At 53.6% G+C, this 20,425-nt stretch carries 21 protein-coding genes; all 21 read right to left on the bottom strand.

Translation table 11 applies throughout. The features are described from left to right. Nucleotides 1–39: 39 nt before the first annotated feature. On the bottom strand, nucleotides 40–1,875 hold the full coding sequence (gene dnaG / locus NSS64_RS04665; protein WP_245368119.1) for a DNA primase: 1,836 nt from the start codon (nucleotides 1,873–1,875) through the stop codon (nucleotides 40–42). A 24-nt stretch (nucleotides 1,876–1,899) separates the two neighbouring features. Then, the gene (locus tag NSS64_RS04660) at nucleotides 1,900–2,379 is read right to left on the bottom strand and encodes a YaiI/YqxD family protein (RefSeq protein ID WP_076076338.1); all 480 of its coding nucleotides are present in this window, start codon (nucleotides 2,377–2,379) and stop codon (nucleotides 1,900–1,902) included. A gap of 175 nt (nucleotides 2,380–2,554) precedes the next feature. After that, nucleotides 2,555–4,636, bottom strand: coding sequence for a glycine--tRNA ligase subunit beta (gene glyS, locus NSS64_RS04655; RefSeq protein WP_341139363.1), 2,082 nt, complete (start codon nucleotides 4,634–4,636; stop codon nucleotides 2,555–2,557). Then, nucleotides 4,629–5,516, bottom strand: a complete 888-nt coding sequence (gene glyQ, locus NSS64_RS04650) for a glycine--tRNA ligase subunit alpha (protein WP_036724333.1) — start codon at nucleotides 5,514–5,516, stop codon at nucleotides 4,629–4,631. Before glyQ ends, glyS begins: the two co-directional genes overlap by 8 nt. Nucleotides 5,517–5,962: 446 nt before the next feature. Then, nucleotides 5,963–6,718, bottom strand: a complete 756-nt coding sequence (gene recO, locus NSS64_RS04645) for a DNA repair protein RecO (protein ID WP_341139362.1) — start codon at nucleotides 6,716–6,718, stop codon at nucleotides 5,963–5,965. Between the two features lie 36 nt (nucleotides 6,719–6,754). Beyond that, a complete protein-coding gene (locus tag NSS64_RS04640) occupies nucleotides 6,755–6,898 on the bottom strand; it encodes a YqzL family protein (protein WP_076075837.1) in 144 nt (47 codons plus the stop codon). Between the two features lie 110 nt (nucleotides 6,899–7,008). After that, the gene (gene era, locus NSS64_RS04635; RefSeq protein WP_036724337.1) at nucleotides 7,009–7,899 is read right to left on the bottom strand and encodes a GTPase Era; all 891 of its coding nucleotides are present in this window, start codon (nucleotides 7,897–7,899) and stop codon (nucleotides 7,009–7,011) included. 512 nt (nucleotides 7,900–8,411) lie between these two features. Then, complete coding sequence (locus tag NSS64_RS04630) at nucleotides 8,412–8,684, bottom strand: hypothetical protein (protein WP_341139361.1); 273 nt, start codon at nucleotides 8,682–8,684, stop codon at nucleotides 8,412–8,414. 212 nt (nucleotides 8,685–8,896) lie between these two features. Continuing rightward, entirely contained in the window at nucleotides 8,897–9,316 is a 420-nt protein-coding gene (locus NSS64_RS04625) for a cytidine deaminase (RefSeq protein ID WP_341139360.1), read from the bottom strand. Nucleotides 9,317–9,495: 179 nt separating this feature from the next. Next, nucleotides 9,496–9,891, bottom strand: a complete 396-nt coding sequence (locus NSS64_RS04620) for a diacylglycerol kinase family protein (protein ID WP_341139359.1) — start codon at nucleotides 9,889–9,891, stop codon at nucleotides 9,496–9,498. Beyond that, nucleotides 9,891–10,391 (bottom strand): rRNA maturation RNase YbeY, encoded by a 501-nt coding sequence (gene ybeY / locus NSS64_RS04615; RefSeq protein ID WP_340938864.1) that lies wholly within the window; start codon nucleotides 10,389–10,391, stop codon nucleotides 9,891–9,893. The genes NSS64_RS04620 and ybeY overlap by 1 nt, the downstream gene beginning before the upstream one ends. Continuing rightward, a complete protein-coding gene (locus NSS64_RS04610; protein WP_340938863.1) occupies nucleotides 10,363–12,642 on the bottom strand; it encodes an HD family phosphohydrolase in 2,280 nt (759 codons plus the stop codon). The genes ybeY and NSS64_RS04610 overlap by 29 nt, the downstream gene beginning before the upstream one ends. 17 nt (nucleotides 12,643–12,659) lie before the next feature. Further along, nucleotides 12,660–13,631 carry a PhoH family protein gene (locus NSS64_RS04605; protein ID WP_036690294.1) on the bottom strand — a complete coding sequence of 324 codons (972 nt, stop codon included), beginning with the start codon at nucleotides 13,629–13,631 and terminating at the stop codon, nucleotides 12,660–12,662. A 15-nt stretch (nucleotides 13,632–13,646) separates the two neighbouring features. Beyond that, the gene (gene yqfD, locus NSS64_RS04600) at nucleotides 13,647–14,828 is read right to left on the bottom strand and encodes a sporulation protein YqfD (protein WP_341139358.1); all 1,182 of its coding nucleotides are present in this window, start codon (nucleotides 14,826–14,828) and stop codon (nucleotides 13,647–13,649) included. Next, on the bottom strand, nucleotides 14,825–15,118 hold the full coding sequence (gene yqfC / locus NSS64_RS04595) for a sporulation protein YqfC (RefSeq protein WP_036690297.1): 294 nt from the start codon (nucleotides 15,116–15,118) through the stop codon (nucleotides 14,825–14,827). The genes yqfD and yqfC overlap by 4 nt, the downstream gene beginning before the upstream one ends. 181 nt (nucleotides 15,119–15,299) lie before the next feature. Then, entirely contained in the window at nucleotides 15,300–15,893 is a 594-nt protein-coding gene (locus NSS64_RS04590) for a hypothetical protein (protein ID WP_341139357.1), read from the bottom strand. A gap of 16 nt (nucleotides 15,894–15,909) precedes the next feature. Further along, nucleotides 15,910–16,911 (bottom strand): flotillin-like protein FloA, encoded by a 1,002-nt coding sequence (gene floA, locus NSS64_RS04585; protein ID WP_341139356.1) that lies wholly within the window; start codon nucleotides 16,909–16,911, stop codon nucleotides 15,910–15,912. Between the two features lie 36 nt (nucleotides 16,912–16,947). Further along, nucleotides 16,948–18,285 carry an NfeD family protein gene (locus NSS64_RS04580; RefSeq protein ID WP_341142757.1) on the bottom strand — a complete coding sequence of 446 codons (1,338 nt, stop codon included), beginning with the start codon at nucleotides 18,283–18,285 and terminating at the stop codon, nucleotides 16,948–16,950. Between the two features lie 202 nt (nucleotides 18,286–18,487). Beyond that, complete coding sequence (locus tag NSS64_RS04575; RefSeq protein ID WP_036724349.1) at nucleotides 18,488–18,931, bottom strand: GatB/YqeY domain-containing protein; 444 nt, start codon at nucleotides 18,929–18,931, stop codon at nucleotides 18,488–18,490. Between the two features lie 15 nt (nucleotides 18,932–18,946). Further along, nucleotides 18,947–19,120 (bottom strand): 30S ribosomal protein S21, encoded by a 174-nt coding sequence (gene rpsU / locus NSS64_RS04570; RefSeq protein ID WP_005547957.1) that lies wholly within the window; start codon nucleotides 19,118–19,120, stop codon nucleotides 18,947–18,949. Between the two features lie 142 nt (nucleotides 19,121–19,262). Continuing rightward, complete coding sequence (locus NSS64_RS04565) at nucleotides 19,263–19,622, bottom strand: histidine triad nucleotide-binding protein (RefSeq protein ID WP_076075810.1); 360 nt, start codon at nucleotides 19,620–19,622, stop codon at nucleotides 19,263–19,265. Nucleotides 19,623–20,425 lie beyond the last annotated feature (803 nt).

The following is a 20,425-nucleotide window of genomic DNA, read 5'->3' as shown; positions in this document are numbered from 1 at the left end:
ATTCGACTCCCTCCTCCCTAGGTACATCCTGTCAACAGCTCATTGTCTCTCTAGGGCTAAAATTTCACTTGCTATTTGTGCTGCACGCAAAAAGTCACCGGATTTCTCCGCCTGAATCATCTCTTCACGCTTGGGTTCAATTTTGCGCTGCAGAGGATACTTCCGCACTTCACGAATACAATCGTCCAGAACCTGGGTATTCCAGTCCGGAGGCGTATCCATCATGGAGATGGCCGTTGCGGTCTTCTCCAGACGGTCGTCCTGAAGCGATGATAGGAACCGGCTGATGCCGGGTGGTTTGCCTTGCGCATAATAAGCATATAGATAAGCGGCGATTGCCGCATGATCATCAATATTGAACTCTTCTCCGAGCCGTTCACCCACATAGGCCGCCGCTTCCGGGTCTTGAATCATGAATGATAACAGGCGCCGTTCCGCAACATGGTAAGCAGGCAGTAAGGTAGGTGTCTGCACTTGCCCTTTTTTATGCCTACCATTATTCCACCTATTATCGTTATTATCCCCTTCGGGGTTGTTTTTTTGCATGGAGGCCCGAAGTAAATTACAATCCTGCTTCAGACTGTCGTAGGACAGCTCAAGCTCGGAGGCGATTTCCCGCAGGTACACCTCCCGCTCCGTTGAAGAAGGGAGCCCGGCGATAATCTCCAGAGCCTCCTTGACATAGGCAATTTTGCCGTCTTCCTCTAGGAGTATATGGTTTTTTTTCAGATATATAAGCTTAAATTTGATGGAGGACACGGCAGAGTCAATCACTTGTTCCCTGAATCTGTCCCCGCCATGCCGGGAGATGAATTCATCCGGGTCCAGGCCGCTGGGAAGCAGGGCTACCTTGACCCGCAGACCGCTGGCTTCCAGGATAGGAATGGCCTTAAGGGCCGCAGCTTGTCCAGCCTTATCTCCATCATAGGCAAGCACAATCTCATCTCCAAGGCTCTTCATCAAGCCCACGTGACCCTCGGTGAGCGAGGTTCCCATCGTGGCTACCCCGTTCTGCACACCTGCCTCCCAAGCCGAAATGACATCACCGTATCCCTCGAACAGGACGATTTGCCGCGTTTTGCGGATGGATGCTTTGGACTGGTGCAGATTGTACAGAATGCGGCTTTTGTTAAATAAACGGCTCTCGGGAGAGTTCAGGTACTTCGGCTGCCCCTCCCCGAGAATACGTCCAGCGAAGGCGATCGTCTTGCCCATGCGGTTCGCAATCGGAAAAATAACCCGGCCGCGGAAGCGGTCCAGATATCCTTTGCCTTCCCCTCTGGCAGACAATAGTCCGCCCTTCTCCATCTCGGCGAGATCGAAGCTGCGCTTCTCCAGAAACTGCAGCAGCGTATCCCAGCGGTCCGGCGCGTAGCCGATCTGGAACTGGTCAATCATTTTGTCGCTGAAACCCCGGGTTCTTAAGTAATCCATGGCGGCAGTGCCGTATTCCGTGTTTTTCAGCAAAAAATGATAAAACTTCGCCGATAATTCATACGCCTGAATCAGCCGGTCCCGCTCGGGATCGGGGGCAGCAAGCGCCCCGCCTCTCCCCTCAGGAACAGGGATATCACTCTCTTCCGCCATGATTCTGACTGCTTCGGGGAAGGATAATCCTTCGATTTCCATCCTGAATTTGATGGCATTTCCGCCCATACCGCAGCCAAAGCAATGAAAGACTCCCCGGTCAGGGGTGACAGTGAAGGAAGGGGACTTCTCCGAATGGAACGGGCAGAGGCCCCATAAATATTTACCCTGCTTGGACAAATGGACAACCTTGCTGACTGTATCGACAATATCATGCCGCGCCAGCACGTTCTCGATAACCTCTTCGGGAATAGGACCATGTCCGCTAGCCACTTCAACCACCTTCATCTCTTAACAGTTAAATATAATTCGCTATAGCTGGACATTCTCCTGCAAAATTGTTAAAAGTTTTGTCAGTTTATGTTGAAAAAGATTTTTTTCCTCTGCGGTAATCGCTTTGGGACCCTTGGAATAGTGCCCGCGCCTGCGTTCAACCGCCTTGGCATGCCTGCTCTCCAGCATAAAATCCATGGTAGAATTCTCATATTCCTGGCCCCGGTTCGAAAGTGCAAGGCAGCGTTTGCCCAGCGCCAGCGCCGCCAGTCCATAATCCTGCGTAATTACGATATCCCCTGCAGAGATATGATTGGCGATATAGAGGTCGGCACTGTCTGCCCCGCGGTCCACCTGAACCACCGTAACCCCTTCTTCCGCCCGCAGCACATGATCATAGGAGGAGACCATCAGCACCGGAAGCCCGAATTCGCGCGCCACGGTAATAATCTCCTGCTTAACCGGACAAGCATCCCCGTCCACAACAATCTTTCTTAGCCGGGAAGTTCCCAAGCTCACCTCACCAAATTCCTGTGTAATATATATTACGCTCAACCGTTCAAAAATCCTTCTTTGGTAAAGCATAAATACGGAACGAATGTCAACTTACGCATTGGCACCGTTCCGTATATTTATACCCTAAACCCTCGATCTATACCATAAAATCGCAAACATTACTTAAAACCTGCCTGAATTACCACACCAGCTTGCCGAAATCAGCAAACAACTTGGAGTCGGTATGAATGCCGGCCAGCAGCGCCAGACGGTTCGAGCGGACGGCTTCGTCTTCGGCCATAACCATAACCGAATCGAAGAATCCGGTAACAGCTGCTTCAAGTCCCGACAGAATCTGCAGGGCCTCAGCGGCATGTCTGGAAGCAAGAGCTGCGCGGTAAGGCTTATGAATACTCTGCCAAGTCGCGTACAGCTTCTGTTCCGCTTCTTCCTTAAGCAGGACCGGGTCGATAACTGCACCCTCCGGAGCTTTGGCGGCCAGATTGCTGACACGGGTCAGGGAATCCACAGTAATTTTGAAATCAGCCTGATCGGTTACTGCATTCATCAAAGCCAGACTTCTGCTTACTACATCAACGATATCATCGAATCCTGCCGCAAGCGCTGCATCTACAACATCATAACGTACATTGTTGTCAGCTAGCAGGCGTTTGACGCGCAGACCGAAGAACTCGTACAGAGTTATACGCAATTCAGGGGTGAAATGTTTCTCTGTACGGAAACTTTCATGAACTTCCAGTGCCGCTGCAAAAATCTCCTGCAGGCTTAGGCTCAGCTGATGCTCCAGTACGATCTGGACAATCCCTGCTGCCTGACGGCGCAGGGCATAAGGATCCTGGGAGCCAGTTGGAATAATTCCGATCGAGAAACAGCCGACAATCGTATCGATTTTATCAGCAAGGCTGACTACAAGACCTGCCTGTGTAGAAGGAACAGCATCTCCGGCGAAGCGCGGCTGATAATGCTCGAAGACCGCTTTGGACACCCGTTCTGCTTCCCCGGCCTTGCGGGCATAATCCTCACCCATCGTGCCTTGCAGTTCAGGAAACTCACCTACCATCTGGGTTACCAGATCGAATTTGCAAATATCCGCTGTACGGCTCACTTCCGCAACAGCTTCTGAAGACAGCTCAAGCTTCACCGCCAAGCGGTCAGCGATGGCACGGATACGGCGCACTTTGTCACCTACACTGCCCAGCTCTTCATGATAGACGATATTCTCCAGCTTGGCCAGAGCATCATTAATCTGCAGCTTCTGGTCTTCTTCATAAAAGAATTTAGCATCCGACAAGCGCGCGCGCAGCACCTTCTCGTTCCCCTTGGCGATGACATCCAGCGATACCGCATTCCCGTTACGTACTGTTACGAAGAACGGCAGCAGCTTGCCGTCTTCACCAAATACCGGGAAATAACGCTGATGCTCACGCATCGAGGTGATCAGTACCTCCTGCGGAATATTCAGGAAGGCCGGATCAAAGGTACCGAACAGCACAGTCGGCGTCTCTACCAGGAACAGGACCTCTTCCAGCAGATCCTCCTTGATCGCAATCTTCCACTTCTTCTCTTCCGCAAGCTTATGAATACCGCTTAGAATCAGCTCTTCGCGCTCCTTCACATCCACCAGCACATGCTGGCTGCGCAGAGCTTCAACGTATGCAGCAGGCTCTGCGATCACAGCTTCTTCACCGAGGAAACGGTGGCCGCGGCTCACCTTGCCCGCCTTGACTCCGGTAATCGTAAGGTCAATGATCTCTTGTCCGAAGAGAGCTACCATCCAGCGGATCGGACGGACGAACTTGAAATCATAAGCGCCCCAGCGCATATTTTTCGGGAAGGTCATGCTGCTGACAATGCCAGCCAGGCCTTCGGAGAGCAAGGAGGCTGTCTCGATGCCGGTGCTGCTCTTGGTCACATAGATGTATTCCACGCCTGCCAGTTCCTTGAACGTGAACTGCTCCGGCGTGGCGCCCTGACTGCGGGCAAAGCCTAATGCAGCCTTGCTCCATTCGCCGCTGGCATCCAGTGCGATTTTGCGTGACGGGCCTTTGACCTCTTCGCTTACATCCTCTTGGCGCTCTGCGGCATCCTTCACCAGTACCGCAAGGCGGCGCGGTGTTGCATATGCACTGACGCCCTGATGACTGATCCGTGAGGCCTCCAGCCATTTCGCCGTTCTGTCCTTCAGTTGCTCCATCGCCGCGCGGATAAAGCGTGCAGGGATTTCCTCCAGACCGATCTCGAACAGAATATCCTTAGACATGGTCAGCACCTTCTTTCTTCAGCAGCGGGAAGCCCAGCTTCTCGCGTTCCTCCAGATATGTCGCCGCTACGGTGCGGGCCAAATTGCGTACTCTCGTAATGAAGCCTGTGCGTTCCGTTACGCTGATTGCGCCGCGCGCATCCAGCAGGTTGAAGGTATGCGAGCATTTCAGCACGTAATCATACGCCGGGAAAACTAAATGGTTCTCCATCGCTCTGCGGGCTTCCTCTTCGTAGGTGTTGAACAGGGTGAACAGCATTTTGACGTCCGAGACTTCAAAGGTGTAGGTGGAATGCTCAACCTCCGGCTGATGGAACACATCTCCGTACGTCATGCCGTCTACCCATTCCAGGTCAAATACATTTTCCTTATCCTGAATATAGGAGGCCAGACGCTCCATCCCGTAAGTGATCTCCACCGCTACCGGACTTGCTTCAATTCCGCCAACCTGCTGGAAGTACGTGAACTGGGTAATTTCCATACCGTCCAGCCACACTTCCCAGCCGAGACCCGCACAGCCCAGAGACGGATTCTCCCAGTTGTCTTCAACAAACCGCACATCATGCAGCAAAGGATCTACGCCCAGTGCCTTCAGGCTATCCAGGTACAGCTCCTGAATATTGTCCGGGGACGGCTTGATGATCACCTGGAACTGGTGATGCTGATACAGGCGGTTCGGGTTCTCCCCGTAACGGCCGTCGGACGGACGGCGTGAAGGCTCCACATAAGCAACCTTCCATGGCTCCGGACCCAGGGAACGCAAAAAAGTCATAGGGTTCATCGTGCCCGCCCCTTTTTCCGTATCATACGGCTGGACGAGAATGCAGTTCTGGGCGGCCCAGAATTGCTGCAGGGTCAGAATCATCTGCTGAAAGTTCATAACTACCGGCTCCTTCGCTTTACAAGTGTGTACTGCCTCTTGCTTATGACTGGCTCTTGCTGCTGCGCGATGGAGGCGGCACCAGCTTCTATGTACCTGCGGTATGTGCTGGAAGAAGGATCTCCCGCACAGCCACAAGCCAAAAAGCTCCCGCCCCCATGCCTGATGAACAGACATAGGGACGAGAGCTCAAATATGTTCTCCCGCGGTTCCACCCTACTTGATTACGCAAAAATCACGAAATCCACTTTTGATGTCGCCGCTTCCGTACTCCCGGGTGCCCTGTTCATGAACGTCGTCCCGCCAGGCTTCCACTACCCCCGGCTCGCTGCTGCGACAATATCGCCCACTACTTTCCCGATCCACGCACTCTCTCCAGTTCTGGAGCAAACACGGCAATCTTATAAAAGAAACTGAACTTATAGTAACGGATAATTAGCGATTCGTCAAATATTGTATTTGTCGAGCTGGTCCAGGAAGCTCTGGGACTTCAGTCTGAGCCCCAGCTGCATATCCATGAATCCCCGCATGACGGTCTTCAGCTCCGCACGGGTCTCCGGCTTCACATCCACGTTCCCCAGCCTGGTCAGATCCAGCGCCGCGAAGATCCGCAGCAGTTTCAAGGCACGCGGAGAAATCTCCATGGCCGGAGGATCGTTATGCCGGCAGCTACGGCAGAGGACTCCCCCCAGACGCGGACTGATTCTAAGCTCCTCATCCGGCTTGTCTTTGCCGCAGACGATACAGGAATCGAGCTGAGGCCCATAACCGGCAGCCTGCAGCACCTTCATTTCAAATACATTATTGATAATGCCAGGCTCTTTGTCTTCCTCCAGTGCATTCAGGCAGGCGGTCAGCTGGCGGTACCAGAAGCTGCCAGTCTCTTCATCATGCAGCACCCGGTCCAGCAGCTCGCAGGCATAGGATGCATACGCCGCCTTGACCAGATCCTCGCGCAGCGGATGATGGGACTTCGTGATCTCGCCGGCATTCAGTGTTCCCAGTCCGCTGTTGTTGCGGAAGAACACGAACTCACCTGTTGTGAACAGCTGGATCAGGGCAGCATGACGGCTTTTGACCTTCTTGGCGCCCCGCACCAGAACCCCTACTTTACCGGCGTTCTCGGTGCAAAGCGTAATAATGGCGTTCCCTTCACCGTAGTCCATGCTGCGGATGACGATCCCTTCCACCCTGTATAGCATGCCTCTTCCCCCAACCACTCGGCAAGCAACCAGTCCTTATTGTGCTTCTTCATCGATGGCCATCTCTTCCTCCGCCGGCAGCGGTCCGCTGCCCTCGGGCGAATCCCCAGCTTCCCTGTACAGCAAATACGCATCGAGATCTCCAGTCATTGCAAAATACTTCCACGAAAAATTCCGCATTCGTATTCATCCTTTCTTCGGAAACACGATGTCTCTTCAGATGTAGGATGTGCGATGCCCCAGGATCTATCCGTGCAATTCCTGCCATGTTGAGGCGGCGTGAGAGGTGATCATTCTTTATGGAAGCCCAAATCCCGCAGAACGCGGTCCTGGTTACGCCAGTCTTTTTTCACCTTCACCCATAATTCCAGGAAAATCTTCGAGCCCAGCAGGTTCTCAATATCCGTCCGTGCCCGGCGTCCGACTTCCTTCAGCAGCGCCCCCTGCTTACCGATAATGATTCCCTTCTGGGAATCGCGCTCGACAAAGATAACCGCCGAAATATGCACAACCCCATTCGGTTCCACGCTCATATCCTCAATCGCCACGGCGATGGAATGCGGCACCTCTTCACGGGTCAGATGCAGAATCTTCTCGCGGATCAGCTCCGCGCAGACGAACTGCTCGGGGTGATCGGTAATCTGGTCGTCCGGGTAATACTGCGGACCTTCCGGCAGGTATTTCTGCACCTGCTCCAGCAGCGTGTTGACGTTATTGCCCATCTTGGCTGAGATCGGCACGATCTCGGCGAACTCATGCAGCTTGTTATATTCCGTAATCATCGGAAGCAGCGCTTCCGGTTCAATCTTGTCAATCTTGTTCATCACCAGAATGACCGGGGTCTTAATGCTGCCAAGCTGTTCCGCGATAAAACGGTCGCCGCCGCCCATACCCTCGGAGGCATCGACAAGGAACAGTACCGCTTCCACTTCATGCAGCGTGCTCATCGCCGTCTGATTCATGTAATCGCCCAGTTTGGACTGTCTTTTATGGATACCCGGGGTGTCCAGGAATACAATCTGCGAATTATTCGCCGTATATACCCCGTGAATCTTGTTCCGGGTGGTCTGCGGCTTGTCCGACATAATGGCAATCTTCTGGCCGATTACTTGGTTCATGAGCGTTGATTTACCTACGTTTGGTCTGCCGATAATAGCGACAAACCCTGATTTGAATTTCATATGATCCTCCTATTTATCTTACAACTTGGTTGAAAGCGTTTCGGTCAAAAGCGTTCACCCTTAAAAGCGTTTCGATCCCCCTTCGCAAGGGGGACCCCAAGGGCCCCGGCCCTCTGGACACCCGGAACTGGCGTGGGCACAGCGATTGGCGCGGTAAGAGACTTTGGAGCATGAGCGCTTTTCGTTCCCTGCGGGAACACACTTGACTGCGGCGCGGTTGTTGGCTGTGACCAGCATGCGGCGCGGGACAGGTAGCTGCGGAGCATGAACGCTTGCCGTTCCCTGCGGGAACACGCTTGAGTGCGGCGCGGGAAAGATTAATTTGTTGCATACCCGAAGCCTGCCCATGCTCACCCGCAATAACTAGCCCGGCATTCCCACAACAACTAGCCTGTCATGCCCCGCAACTAGCTTAGTTGTATTTTGTACACTTATTCTGCTCCAAATCAAAGGTTATTACGGTTTAGTTGTAATTCATACATCTATTTTCTTCATCAAAGTCACTTTTGGCGTTATCCGATGAATATAGTTGTACAAATTACACTTAAATCAACTTTTAGCGGGAATAGTGGAAAGTTAGTTGTACAATATACAGTTAACTCTGGAGCACGCTTGACTACAGCGCGGATGATTAGTTGGATACCGGAACGCTCGCCTGGCCCATGTCCCAGCACCAGCACCAGCACCAGCACCAGCACCAGCACCAGCACCAGCACCAGCACCAGCACCAGCACCAGCACCAGCACCAGCAGGCTTAATTGTATTTTGTACAACAGAATAAGCAAATCTAAGGCTCTTTAACGGTTCTATTGTATTTTATACAGCAGATTTGCCGCAAACAGGCCATAAACAGGTTATTTCCCGTTTTCAATTGCACGATATACAACAGAACCTATCTTGCATCCAATTTTGGCACAATCTATTGTACGTTATACAGTAGAGTGCCCAACAGCAGCAATATGTTGAAGTCCTTAGTTCCAGCACCAGCCTGCTGTCATCACTCCGCACTCTGTCCCTGCGTAAGATCCGCAGGACCGAAGGCGCCGGGGAGCAGATCGCGCACGGTTGTCTCCACAATATCACCCTTGAGGTTGCCGAGAATAACCGGCATATCAGGTCCGCACAGCTCGACCATCACCTGTCGGCAGACGCCGCAAGGCGATACGGGGCCATCCGTGTCGGCCACAACTGCGATGGCTTTGAAGGTACCGGGCTTGTGGCCGTCCGCAATGGCGCGGAACATGGCCGTCCGCTCGCCGCAGTTGGTCGGGCCGTAAGCGGCATTCTCGATGTTGCAGCCGTGGTGGACCTTGCCGTCCTGATCCAGAAGGGCTGCACCGACCCCGAAGCGGGAATAAGGTATATATGCATTGGCTCTTGCCTTGATCGCTTCCTGAAGAAGTAGCGCATAATCCATAATTGTCCTCCTGAAAGTTTTATTGAGCACTCTCTTCATCGAATCTTCTTCGAAATAAAACTCGCTTCGTAAGCATAACCTTAGTTTTGGGAGCATGGCCCGAAAATATTATCCTAATTAAAGATGACGGAGCGCGCAAAGCGGGTCCGCCTCTTACACCAGCTGAAGTTGTAAACTGATTATGACATAAGACCTGTGATCCAGTCCATCACGGGATGATAAAAAACATAGATTCCGGCAATCACGGCAAACACCGCCGTAAGCAGCACGGCGCCTGCGGCGGTATCTTTGGCCTTCTTGGCCAAGGGGTGAACCTCAGGCGAAACCAGATCAATCGTCGCTTCAATCGCCGTGTTCAGCAGCTCGGCTGTCAGCACCAGCGTAATGGCCAGCAGCAGCAGCATCCAGCTTGACAGAGGAAGCCTGAACACAGCGGCGGCAATCATTACGATAACTGCAAGGCCGCTATGCACCTTCATGTTCAGCTCCGACCGGAATGCTGCCGCAATGCCGTGTGCGGCGAAGCGAAAGGAATGCCAGAATTTTTTGTGGCCCACCGCCGTATTCTTGACCATTAGCGTGTCAACCCGACCTGAGCCAGAGCCTTCTCCTGCTTGGACATCATTTCGGCCTCAGCCTCCGGCTCCTGATGATCATAGCCCAGCAAATGCAGGAACCCGTGGACGAACAGGAAGCCCAGCTCCCGCTCCAGCGAATGGCCGTATTCCTCAGCCTGCTCCTGCGCCCGGGTAACCGAGATGATAATATCCCCAAGCACATTCGGTACTTCCTCCAGCTCTTCGTCCTCATCTGCCAGGTCGTACCGGATCTCCAGCTCATCTTCTCCGGCTTCATTCATCGCGAAGGAGAGCACATCGGTCGGACGGTCAATGCCGCGGTACTCGAGATTCAGCTCGTGAATGCGTTCGTTATTGACGAAGGTCAGATCCACTTCCCCCGTGTCAATCCCTTCCGCTTCCCCTGCTGTCTGCAGAATCCGCTCCAGCAGCTCAATCAGATCGCCGTTAATTTCATGTTCATCCTGTTCATTGTTCCAAACGACGCTCAGACTCATTTTTGATGGCCCCTTCCTCTTTTTTGGGCTTGCGCACATCCTCGGGGTATTCAATCCGGGAATGGAATATGCCCATTACCGTCTCTTTCAGTGTCCGTGAAATAATATCCAGCTCCTTGAGCGTCAGATCGCATTCATCGAACTGATGGTCATCCAGCCGGCTTTTGATAATTTTCTCAATCATGGTCTCCACCTGCACCACGGTTGGCTTGCGGAGCGAACGGACTGCGGCCTCCACACTGTCGGCGATCCCGACGACTGCGGATTCCTTCGACTGTGCCTTCGGGCCGGGATAACGGAAATCCTCCTCCGTGAAGTCCGGCTCTACACCCTTATCTTCTGCAAGCTTCAATGCCTTATGATAAAAATAATGCAGGAACGTCGTGCCGTGATGCTGCTCCGCAATATCGCGGATCGGCTTCGGCAGCTTGTATTCCTTCTGCATCTCCACCCCGTCCCGGGCGTGGGCCACAATGATCGACTTGCTCAGCTTCGGCTCAATCGAGTCATGCGGATTCTCCATATTGTTCTGGTTCTCTATGAAATAGAACGGGCGCTTCGTCTTGCCGATGTCATGATAATACGAGCCTACCCGGCACAGCAAGCCGTCCGCACCAATCGCTTCGGCCGCAGCCTCGGACAGATTGCCTACCATCACACTGTGGTGATAGGTTCCCGGCGTCTCTGTAAGCAGCTTGCGCAGCAGCGGATGGTTCGGGTTAGACAGCTCTACGAGCTTCAGGGCCGACAGAATGCCGAACGTTACCTCGAAGAACGGCATCAGGCCGATGACCAGCACTGCGGTAAGCAGCCCCCCGGCAAAGGAGAAGCCCAGAGCATATAACGTATTCGTCTCGTTCCATACGCCGCCGCTCAGCATGGTCAGTATGGCTACGGTCAGGCAGCCGAGCAGGGACACCATAATACCGCCCTTCAGCAGCGTTGAACGCTGTCCGGCGCGGTGGGTCGAGAAGATGGCAACATAACTCACGATTAGGGCAAAGAAGCCGAAGGTGAAATCAAATATCGTATTCTGCTGGACATTCAGCAGGATACTGGCCAGAATGCTGAACAGAATGGAACAGAAATAAGCTAAAGTCATGTCCAGCAGCATGGAGATCAGCATCGCGCCCAGAGCCACAGGTGCCAGATAGCCTATATATGTCCGCACATCCGTTTGCAGGAAGGCCGTCAGCTTCATCATAACGATGGTAATGATAAAGACCAGGACCAGCATAAGCAGCTGGGAGTTATTGTATTTGAAGCCTGAGGCTCCGCCATTGTAGCGGATGAAGGTCATCAGGCCAAAGGACAGCAGTGCAGAGAGCAGAAGCAGGCCGAGCTGAGGCCAGTAATTAATCTCTTTACTGAGCAGCCCGTTCTCATCCAGCAGCTTGTACAGCTCAGGGGTAATCTCCTGATTCTTGGCTACCAGCACATCCCCCTGCTCGATGAATACATCCGGTGTATTCTGACGGGCCTGCACCTTCGCTTCCTTGGTCGCGTCCTCGTCATAGAATTTGTTGGCGGTGATCACCAGCCGCACCAGCTCCTGCACCACCTCGCGGGCGGTCCGCTGGCCCAGCGAACTGACGCTGACCTGCTCAGCGACCTTAGCACGCGCGCTCTGGGCGTCGGTAATCTGGTCATTCATCAGCTTCGTGACAATATCCCGGGCCACCGGCTTCATTTCGATGATATCCTGCTGAGTCAAGCGCGGAATCTTGATATAGGTCTCTTCCGGAATGACGTAGGCCTGGTCCTTGATGACAGACTGCATTTCATTCAGCAGATGCTCGGAGTAAGTCCCGGCCTTTTGGCTGGCAGCCACAAAATTAAGGATAAAATCATTGGCCCGCCGCGGAATCTCTTCCCGGTAAATCTCTGTCTTCTCACTCTGTGAAATCGTATCATCCTGATTCAACCCGCCGATCCGGTCCAGCAGCAGAGTTACTAGATTCTCCGCCCGGATAGGAATAATGGCATAACGGTTGGTCACATTCTCTGCAGCAGTCTCCTGGGCCTTGAGCTTGGCGTTGGTGTCCAGGATTTGCTTGGGTGCTGTAATCTCCTTGGCACTGCGGGTTCCCTCTTTGATATCATACCTTTTGGGCAGCAGATCAGAGGACAGGCTGAGGTAGAAAACAACCGCGAGTAACAGGAAAAGAGCATAGCGCGACACCGCGCTATACTTCCATCCGCTGCTGCTATATACAAATCCGCTTAATTTCGATGGTTGCTTTGAGGCCATGAAGACAATCCCCTTTTTTATTGGAGGTTTTCGGCAGAGCGGTCATAGGCAACAATAATTTTCTGCACAAGGGAATGACGGACAACGTCCTGCTCAGCGAAGTAGACAAAGCCAAGCTCCTCGATACCGGAAAGAATCGTTTTGGCTTCGATCAGCCCTGACTTCTTGCCGCGCGGCAAATCGATCTGGGTCACATCGCCCGTGATGACCATCTTGGAGCCGAAGCCCAGACGGGTGAGGAACATTTTCATTTGTTCGGGTGTGGTATTCTGCGCTTCATCCAGGATGATAAAAGCATCCTCCAGCGTACGCCCGCGCATATAGGCAAGCGGTGCAATCTCGATCAGCCCGCGCTCCAGCGCCTTCGCCACCTGATCAGGCCCCATAACGTCGTACAAGGCGTCGTAGAGCGGCCGCAGATACGGATCTACCTTCTCCTGCAAATCTCCCGGGAGGAAGCCCAGGTTCTCCCCGGCCTCTACAGCCGGACGCGTAAGCACGATCCGTTTGACCGAGCCTTCCTTCAGCGCCGTCACCGCGAGGACCACAGCCAGATAGGTCTTGCCGGTGCCCGCCGGGCCGATGCCGAAGACGATATCACGCTTTTTGATGGTGCTCACATAATGCTTCTGGCCAATCGTTTTGACACGGATCGGCTTGCCGCGGAATGTTGTCGTAATCTCGCCCTTGAACAGGTCAAGCAGCTGGTCGGCACGGAAATCCTTCGCCAGCTCCACGGCGTACTGCACATCGCGTTCGCTCAATATGTAACCCCCGCGTACGAGTGACAGCAGCACGTTGAAGAGCTGGCCCAGCATGTCCACTTCCCGCTCCGTACCGCGAATCGTGATTTCGGCCTCGCGTGAGTTAATAACTGCCGGAATTTCTTTCTCGATGATTTTCAGGAATCCATCCTGCGGGCCGAACAGGGATTGCGCTTCTCCCGCATTGTGCAAAGATATTTGAATGCTTGCAGTCTGTTCTGACAAGTAGCCTCATTCTCCTCAATTGTTTACTATCGGAAGCTCTTCCGCGATTCTCTCTTCCACCTCAAACAGCACTTTCATATAAACTTTACCATTCTCTTTCTTCTCATGCAAAATTTTTTGACTTTTGATGACGCTATCAGCGCCGTAACGCGCGAAAATATCGCTCTTGGCCCGCGTCAGCCCTTCTGCACGCGCGGCCTCCGAAGTAAGCGCTTCAGTGGTATATTTAATCTCCAGCTCCTTCTCGGTCATAAGGCCCAGCGGCAGCTGAAACGAGCGCCACGACAGCATGTCGGGCTCTGAAAGTGTACGTGACTTCGTAAACCCGGAGTCCCCGTAGCCCCATAGCTGAATTGCCCATTTGCCGAGAACGAGATAGGTGCGGTCCTTGCGTTCTCCTGTATACGCACTGCCTGTTCTTTTAAGAGGTACCTCCAGATTATATTCATGCCATACAAGGCCTTTGACCATGCCTTTGGCAACTACGAACTCTGTATTCTCCTCGTCACCCAGCGCTCCAGAGATGAGGATGTCCCCTTTCTTGACCCGCGAATTCCGGCTGACCACCGGTCTGCCCTGCTCCGCGTAGATCTCAGTCACGACTGCATCGGTCCGGCTGATGAGATGGCGCTTGCTGAGCAGCGGTTTGTTATCCGGGCGGTCAGCTTCGACGACCTGTATGGTAATGCTCGTCCCGTTCCGGTGGAACCCGGCCCAAGTCAAGCCCGGAACCAGGGTGGTCAGCTCTCGGGACAGCTCGTCCGACTCCTGCATGCGCCAGATCCACTGAAACGGATAGACACCCTCCTTGCGTGCGGCTTCCAGAATGTCCTCGGTCGGAATGCGGGTATTCCCTTCCACCTTGACGCTCCAGATCATCGAGGAGAGCAGCAGCAGGCCTACACCGAAGATCAGCATACCTGCGGCAAAAAACTTCCGTCTCCACAAGCGCGCGAGGCGAAACGGAAGTCCGTGCCTGGCTGTAACATGCATACGGCAGCCTGTCTTTTTGAGGAGCGGGCGAAGCCGGAAAAAGTCATCCAGCAGCAGATTCAAAGAAGCGCCGTCCCCGGCAGGCCTCACATCCCAGATGATGATGCCCGCTCCAGTTACAGCATTAATGAATTTCTCCACCTGCGGTCCGCTCACATGCAGTGTAACGAACCCCCGCAGTGATGACAGAGGCGGTTCTTTCATGGATTCTCCCCACTTTCCTTATATCTGATTTCACCGATTACTCCAATGACGGCAAGCTCCTGGCCCAGAATATTGCGGATGACCAGTCCTTCACCGGAAATCTCCAGCACCCCTTGGGTTAATGCCAGCCTGAGCTGCTCCGAAGAGAAGTGCAGCACGCCGCGGTGGTTCTCAATATACAGCTCCTTATTGCCGATCAGGGTGATCCGGGGCATCTCCTGCAGCACATCCTGCGGAAGATCCAGTACCCCGTTTGTCCATCCCCGCAGCCTGCGGCCGATACGGGTCATAAGTAGACGCTCCCCCTTCCTGCCTTCTGTACACCTTATGCGGCGGGGCGGCTGTTTATGAGAAGAACTCACACCCTTCTCCCAGGGAAAACAGCACATAAGCCTGAATCCCTTCCGGTTAAGGAAGGGATTCAGGCTTATGTGCAGTATTACATGTTGATCGGGAGGCGGAGGCAAGATCTTAGCGCCGCGTGGAATGCGGCTGGCGGGCACGGGGCGGACCCAGCACCTCCGCCCATACCAGACCGCTGCGCAGCGCGTCAGGGTCGCCTGTGAGCGGATGGGCAGCATATGCCGATGATGCTGCATCTGCGTTCTCCCCGCCTGCTTCGGAGCCCGCAGACGGGACCGCAGCCGCCATTCCGTCGAAGGCAGCCTGCAGCGCCTCCAGCTCCCGCTGCATGCGTTCTGTGCGGGCCTCCACGCTGTCCAGGTCATCGGCCTGTTCCAGAGACACCCCTTCGCCGTTCTCATCATCGGCAGCCGGCTGCTCAGCCTCAGCCCATGCTGGCGAATACGGGGCCTCCTGAGCATCCGGCGGCAGGGCAGGCCGGTCCGGGCCAGCCTCTGTCCCGGCAGGCGCAGGGAAGCCGCTGCCCTGCTGCTGTGCGTGTCCGGCCTTCCGGCGGCGGGGCAGCATATTGCCGCTGCCCCCGCCGCCGCCAAAGGTAGGCATCCCTTCGCGCGGAGCCTGTTTGTCTTTGCCCTTTCTTTTGTTCAGATTGGTGATGATCGCTATGGCCGCCAGCACCAGGAAATAGATCACGCCGCTCATGGGAGCTCACATCCCTTTATTTGTGGGGCGGACGGCCGCTGTCGTCCCCATCGTTTAGTTTGCCGAGGGAACCGCGCATCTGCGTATCTGCCTCGATGTTTTTAAGATTCATATAATCCATCACGCCAAGCTTGCCGGAGCGCAGGGCTTCGGCCATCGCCAGCGGAACCCGGGATTCGGATTCAACGACCAGCGCCTTCATCTCAACCACGCGGGCCTTCATCTCCTGCTCATGGGCAACCGCCATGGCCCGGCGTTCCTCAGCCTTCGCCTGGGCGATGCGCTTATCCGCTTCCGCCTGCTCGGTCTGCAGGTACGCACCAATGTTCTTGCCTACATCCACATCCGCAATATCAATGGACAGAATTTCAAAGGCAGTCCCTGAGTCCAGACCCTTGGACAATACGGTCCGGGAGATGGAATCCGGATTCTCCAGCACATCCTTATGCGAATTACTGGAGCCGACTGTGGTTACAATTCCCTCGCCGACACGGGCAATAATCGTCTCTTCGCCCGCACCCCCGACCAGCCGGTCGATATTGGCCCGCACCGTTACCCGTGCCTTGACCTTGACTTCAATCCCGTTCTTGGCTACAGCCGCAACAATCGGCGTCTCAATGACGCGCGGGTTAACGCTCATCTGAACCGCCAGCAGCACATCGCGTCCGGCCAGATCGATGGCGGCGGCACGTGTGAATTCCAGCGGAATATCCGCTCTCTGGGCAGCAATCAGCGCGTTCACTACACGGTCCACATTCCCTCCGGCCAGATAATGGCTCTCGAGCTGGTTGATATTCAGTCCCAGCCCGGCCTTAGTCGCTTTAATCAGCGGATTGACAATCCGGCTCGGCGTTACCCGGCGCAGACGCATGGCTACCAGCGTGATAATGCTGATTTTGACCCCGGAGGCCCAGGCGGACACCCACAGCATGACCGGGAAGAAGCTGAAGAAGACGCTTAGTACAATAATCACGGCTACCGCGATCAGCAAAAAAGTAATCATAGATGCTTCTAACATACGCTTACCTACCTCCGATATTTTGATAGACAAAAATTATTTCACAGCTTCCTTCACTACCACACGGCCGCCCTCAACCTTCACCACGGACACGGCCGTCTGCGCCTCGATGAACCCGCCTTCTGTCACCACATCTATCCGTTCGCCGCCAAAGGTGGCTGTTCCGGCCGGACGCAGCGGGGTTACACTCATGCCGGAAGCCCCGATCAGACGCAGCTTCTCCGGGACAGGCACGAATCCCTTTTCTCTGGTAAGGCTGTCCTGAAGGATGAACCGGTTCCAGATTCCCCGCTCCTTGAAGACTACGGCTACAATCACAATAACCACAGCCGCCGCCGAAAAAGCAATACCAAGGCTGAACAGCGCATGTGTAAAGCTGTAAGCAGCCCTTACAACACCCGCCACCAGACTGATGGACCCGAGGATTCCCAGAATACCGAAGCTCGGCACGAACAGCTCCAGAATCAGCATCACCAGGCCCAGAATGAACAGCAGCAGCGTCTCCGCCCCGGCGAAGCCGGCCACATAGTTGCCGAAGAAGTAGAGGGCAAATGCCAGCGTACCGACAATTCCGGGCACCCCAAAGCCGGGCACCAGCAGCTCGATGAACACACCGGCGATGCCCACAAAGAGCAGAATTGTCATGACTACCGGATGAGTCAGAAATTGCGACATTTTCTCCGCACCGGTATGTTCAATGCGAAAAATGTCGTCTGTCGAGTAGCCCAGCCAGGTAATGGCCTCCTGCTCCGTTCCAGCAATCCGGTCGGCGTAACCCGCCTGAAGTGCTTCATTGCTGCTCAGAGCGATAATCTCGCCCGCCTGCTTGTTCACGCCCAGTTCCGGGCGGTTAACTACCAGATGAACATCCATCATGCCGGCAGCCACTTCAGGATCACGCCCGTTCAGCGAGGCAGCCCCGATCATTTTGGATTTCCAGTACGATACCATCTTGGCGTCTTCCACGCTCTTCCCGTTCATGTCCACCAGCGAAGCGGCCCCGATCATGCTGCCCGGCTTCATGATAATGGCGTCCGCGTTCAGCGCGATATAGCTGCCTGCTGAAGCGGCGTTGCCTTTGATATAGGCTACTACCGGGATCTTGCTGTCTCTGACCAGAGTGCCGATTCTTTCGGCGGAATCCACCCGCCCTCCAGGTGTATCGATCTCCAGAACAATCAGAACTGCGCCGTAATTCGCCGCCTCCTGAAAGCCCCGTTCCAGAAAGCTCTGCAATCCGCGTTCGATTTCCTGGTCCACCGGAATGATGAAGACCGGGCCGCCGACAACTGTACCCGCCGCTGCGCCCGGTGCGCGGACCGCTTCATTATCCGCCTGAACCGTCCCCGCCAATGGCAGGAACAGAAGAACCATTAAGGCCGCGATACAGGAAAATATGATGGTGCGTAACTTATTCAAGCCTGCGCCCCCCCTTTTGTACGTGAACCATTTGCATTCTCAACTTATCATTTTATGTAAGTCTGCATATAATTCTTAGTATACCTTATACGCAGTTCTATCCAAAAAGCTCCACACAATGAAAAACACCCCTTATAAAAGGGGTGCTAGCGTTATATTATTGCAGAAATTGCTGAACCGCCTGGTTCACAAGTTTACCATCGGCGCGACCTTTGACCTTAGGCATCAGTGCGCTCATCACCTTACCCATTTCACTTTTCGAAGAAGCACCGGTTTCCTGGATGGTCTGCTGTACAATTACTTTAATTTCTTCTTCGGTAAGCTGCTCGGGAAGATATTTAATGATAATCTCGATTTCTGCCTTAGTACTCGCGGCAAGCTCATCGCGACCCGCTGCTTCAAATTCTTGGAGGGCATCTTTGCGCTGTTTGATTTCACGACTAAGGATATCAAGCACTTCGTTGTCGTCTAATGTTCTCTTCAAATCTATTTCAAGATACTTTATTGTAGAACGAACCATTCGAATGGTGGAGAGTGTGAACTTGTCCTTACTCTTCATCGCTTGCTTCATATCTTCGTTCAATCGTTCGCTAAGATTCATGCGTGGGTAATCCTCCTAAAACTTTCTCTTACGAGCAGCCTCAGACTTCTTCTTGCGCTTTACGCTTGGCTTCTCATAATGCTTGCGTTTCTTCACCTCAGCCAAGACACCATCCTTAGCAATGGAACGTTTAAAGCGACGAAGTGCAGCATCAATTGTCTCGTTTTTGCGAACTTTCGTTTCAGACACCAGTTTTCCCTCCCTCCGACCAGACCGTCCAAGAGCATAACAACACGGTTCATCACCTTTCATTATAGGTCAAACCTAAATAAGGTGTCAACCTTCGCGTTATTCTTTTTTCAGCCGGGCTGTACATAGTTGCATTGCTTACTTAGGCATGAGAACTGGAGTTCCCCGTAAGGGCACCAAGCTTGGCTCCGCCCAGCAGATGATAATGCAGATGCGGCACTGCCATCCCGCTGTCCGGACCGCAATTATTAATCAGCCGGTAGCCGGTATCGGCAATTCCGAGCTCTGCGGCAAGCTGCTGTGCTACGGCATGAATCTCGCCAATCAGCGGCAGATCCTCAGGCGTAACCTCGTTCATGGAAGCGATGTATTTCTTCGGGATAATCAGCACATGCACAGGGGCGGCAGGCTCAATATCGTGGAACGCCAGAATCCGCTCATTCTCGAACACCTTTTTGGACGGGATTACACCTTCGATAATTTTGCTGAATACAGTTTCCATACCACGCTTCCTCCCAAAAAATTTGTAATGCAGAAGCTTGCATCCGGCACTTTCCGCAGCACAGGCTGAGATAACAGACACGAACGTAACTCTTATTCGTGCAACGGCCACCCGCCACTCACAGGCGATGATCCGTCAATACAGCTAGAGCTCTGCGGGGCGCACACACCTCAAGATCATCGGGCTTCCGGCCTGATCGGCTTCGCGACAAATTTCAATTTATGGAACTAATCATACAGGAATTTGAGCAAATACGAAAGGCGGAAGGCTATATTCTGGTAAAACCAGATGTTTGGGGCGGCTTATGCTGGGATTGTAAGGGAAACTGGGCGGGCAGCGATGTGTTGTGGGGGAACAGGGGTGGGAGTAGCAGAGAGTATAGGAGCAGGTAAACAGGCAGGGATCAGGATATCAGGTGGGGGCGGATCAGGGGAGCAGTGATCGAAGTGTCATGATAACAGAGGGTTATGGATCAGGGGCAGGGGGTGGATGATCACGATAACAGGGGGTGTAGGGAGGGCGGACTGTATTATAACAGGGTGGCACAATGTGTTCAGTTTCTCGCATATATTTGGCTGTTTACACGCCTACTGGCTCATTATGTTCGGTTTTCCGCATACATTTGGTCTTCTAACACGTTCAATAGCACAACTGCTCCTCTAACCCTCGCTGTGGCACAATGTATTCGCTTTTTCGCATACATTTGGCTATTTACACACCTACTGGCTCATTGTGTTCGGTTTTCCGCATACATTTGGTCAACAAACACCTCAACAGCCATATTGTGTTCGGTTTTTCGCATA

The sequence above is a fragment of the Paenibacillus sp. FSL H8-0122 genome (assembly GCF_038005345.1).
GTDB lineage: Bacteria > Bacillota > Bacilli > Paenibacillales > Paenibacillaceae > Paenibacillus_AQ.
Note: the sequence above shows the minus strand (reverse complement) of the source record. Positions and strands in the feature narration are given on the sequence as shown.